Origin of the sequence: Achromobacter sp. ACRQX (genome assembly GCF_022346505.1) — a bacterium.
Classification (GTDB): Bacteria; Pseudomonadota; Gammaproteobacteria; order Burkholderiales; family Burkholderiaceae_B; genus Achromobacter; species Achromobacter animicus.
This window is the reverse complement of the sequence record NZ_JAKRML010000061.1, coordinates 1-3,439: the sequence shown is the minus strand read 5'-3', so window position 1 is coordinate 3,439 and position 3,439 is coordinate 1. Positions and strand designations below refer to the sequence as shown.

The following is a 3,439-nucleotide window of genomic DNA, read 5'->3' as shown; positions in this document are numbered from 1 at the left end:
AGTTGGGTTTTACCCAACAGCTATATTTGTTCTTTAACAATCTGGAAGAAGCACAACGAAAATGTGTTCATCGAGTAATCGGCATTGCTGATGAAGATGGGCACGGGTTGTGATTGCATTATTTTTTGTTCCAAGTTCTCAAGACTGGGGTGCAAACCTCAGACTGCTTTGAAACTTATGAACGGCACAAACGCTAATACTCAGGTCCTATAGCCTACAGCGTTATAGGATCAAGCGACTAAGTGCATATGGTGGATGCCTTGGCGATCACAGGCGATGAAGGACGTAGTAGCCTGCGAAAAGCTGCGGGGAGCTGGCAAACAAGCTTTGATCCGCAGATATCCGAATGGGGAAACCCACCGCAGCAATGCGGTATCCCTAGCTGAATACATAGGCTAGTGGAAGCGAACCGGGTGAACTGAAACATCTCAGTAGCTCGAGGAAAAGAAATCAACCGAGATTCCGAAAGTAGTGGCGAGCGAAATCGGATGAGCCTTTACGTTTTAGCGCGCAGGATAGTCGAACGGAATGGAAAGTCCGGCCGTAGCAGGTGATAGCCCTGTAGACGAAATTCTGTGTGTGGAACTAAGCGTAAGACAAGTAGGGCGGGACACGTGAAATCCTGTTTGAAGATGGGGGGACCATCCTCCAAGGCTAAATACTCGTGATCGACCGATAGTGAACCAGTACCGTGAGGGAAAGGCGAAAAGAACCCCGGAAGGGGAGTGAAATAGATCCTGAAACCGTATGCATACAAACAGTAGGAGCCTCCTTGTGGGGTGACTGCGTACCTTTTGTATAATGGGTCAGCGACTTACATTCAGTGGCAAGGTTAACCGAATAGGGAAGCCGTAGCGAAAGCGAGTCCGAATAGGGCGAATTAGTCGCTGGGTGTAGACCCGAAACCAGATGATCTATCCATGGCCAGGTTGAAGGCACGGTAACACGTGCTGGAGGACCGAACCCACTAATGTTGAAAAATTAGGGGATGAGCTGTGGATAGGGGTGAAAGGCTAAACAAATCTGGAAATAGCTGGTTCTCTCCGAAAACTATTTAGGTAGTGCCTCAAGTATTACTGCGGGGGGTAGAGCACTGTTATAGCTAGGGGGTCATGGCGACTTACCAAACTATGGCAAACTCCGAATACCCGCAAGTACAGCTTGGGAGACAGAGCACCGGGTGCTAACGTCCGGACTCAAGAGGGAAACAACCCAGACCGCCAGCTAAGGTCCCAAATTATCGCTAAGTGGGAAACGAAGTGGGAAGGCATAGACAGTCAGGAGGTTGGCTTAGAAGCAGCCATCCTTTAAAGAAAGCGTAATAGCTCACTGATCGAGTCGTCCTGCGCGGAAGATGTAACGGGGCTAAGCGATAAACCGAAGCTGCGGGTGTGCACTTTTAGTGCACGCGGTAGGAGAGCGTTCTGTAAGCCTGCGAAGGTGGCTTGTAAAGGCTGCTGGAGGTATCAGAAGTGCGAATGCTGACATGAGTAGCGATAAAGGGGGTGAAAAGCCCCCTCGCCGTAAGTCCAAGGTTTCCTGCGCAACGTTCATCGGCGCAGGGTGAGTCGGCCCCTAAGGCGAGGCAGAGATGCGTAGCTGATGGGAAGCTGGTTAATATTCCAGCACCGTCGTACAGTGCGATGGGGGGACGGATCGCGGAAAATCATCAGGGTGTTGGATGTCCCTGTTGCTGTATCGAAGATGGCGCTTAGGCAAATCCGGGCGCGTAAATCAAGGGTATGGCACGAGCGAGCATTGCTTGCGAAGTGATCGGAAGTGGTTCCAAGAAAAGCCTCTAAGCTTCAGCTGTACGAGACCGTACCGCAAACCGACACAGGTGGACGGGATGAATATTCCAAGGCGCTTGAGAGAACTCAGGAGAAGGAACTCGGCAAATTGATACCGTAACTTCGGGAGAAGGTATACCCCGGTAGTGTGAAGCGCCTGCGCGCTTAGCATGATGGGGTCGCAGAGAATCGGTGGCTGCGACTGTTTATTAAAAACACAGCACTCTGCAAAGACGAAAGTCGACGTATAGGGTGTGACGCCTGCCCGGTGCCGGAAGGTTAAGTGATGGGGTGCAAGCTCTTGATCGAAGCCCCGGTAAACGGCGGCCGTAACTATAACGGTCCTAAGGTAGCGAAATTCCTTGTCGGGTAAGTTCCGACCTGCACGAATGGCGTAACGATGGCCACACTGTCTCCTCCTGAGACTCAGCGAAGTTGAAGTGTTTGTGATGATGCAATCTACCCGCGGCTAGACGGAAAGACCCCATGAACCTTTACTGTAGCTTTGCATTGGACTGTGAACCGGCCTGTGTAGGATAGGTGGGAGGCTTTGAAGCGTGGTCGCTAGATCACGTGGAGCCATCCTTGAAATACCACCCTGGTTTGTTTGCGGTTCTAACCTTGGTCCGTTATCCGGATCGGGGACAGTGCATGGTGGGCAGTTTGACTGGGGCGGTCTCCTCCCAAAGTGTAACGGAGGAGTTCGAAGGTACGCTAGGTACGGTCGGAAATCGTGCTGATAGTGCAATGGCATAAGCGTGCTTGACTGTGAGACTGACAAGTCGAACAGGTGCGAAAGCAGGACATAGTGATCCGGTGGTTCTGAATGGAAGGGCCATCGCTCAACGGATAAAAGGTACTCTGGGGATAACAGGCTGATACCGCCCAAGAGTTCATATCGACGGCGGTGTTTGGCACCTCGATGTCGGCTCATCTCATCCTGGGGCTGTAGCCGGTCCCAAGGGTATGGCTGTTCGCCATTTAAAGAGGTACGTGAGCTGGGTTTAAAACGTCGTGAGACAGTTTGGTCCCTATCTGCCGTGGGCGTTGGATACTTGACGGAGCCTGCTCCTAGTACGAGAGGACCGGAGTGGACGTACCTCTGGTGTACCGGTTGTCATGCCAATGGCATTGCCGGGTAGCTAAGTACGGAAGAGATAACCGCTGAAGGCATCTAAGCGGGAAACTCGTCTGAAGATTAGGTATCCCGGGGACTTGATCCCCCTGAAGGGTCGTTCGAGACCAGGACGTTGATAGGTCGGGTGTGGAAGCGCAGTAATGCGTTAAGCTAACCGATACTAATTGCCCGTGAGGCTTGATCCTATAACACTGATGGTTATTGACCTGGTGATATAGCGTTCCAAGTGTCGTTCAATACAAAATACTGGCTGCACCGTCAGCAGCCAGCCAACACAATTACACCCCACTGTGCGTCGATCATCGAGCCCTAGCGCTCTGATCGCCACACGTTGCGCTTCTTCCAAGATTGGAGCCGTTGCCTCAACCGCAACCGCTCAACCAGTTACGCCTGACGACCATAGCAAGGTGGTACCACTCCTTCCCATCCCGAACAGGACAGTGAAACGCCTTTGCGCCGATGATAGTGGACGGACGTCTGTGAAAGTAGGTCATCGTCAGGCTTTTATTGC

The 3,439-nt window shown here is 51.9% G+C and carries 2 rRNA genes; both read left to right on the top strand.

Going from position 1 to position 3,439, the window contains the following annotated elements:
• Positions 1–228: 228 nt before the first annotated feature.
• Positions 229–3,113: ribosomal RNA gene (locus MHZ91_RS28140) — 23S ribosomal RNA — on the top strand.
• Positions 3,114–3,317: 204 nt separating this feature from the next.
• Positions 3,318–3,430 (top strand): 5S ribosomal RNA (rrf, locus tag MHZ91_RS28135).
• The last annotated feature ends 9 nt before the right edge of the window (positions 3,431–3,439 follow it).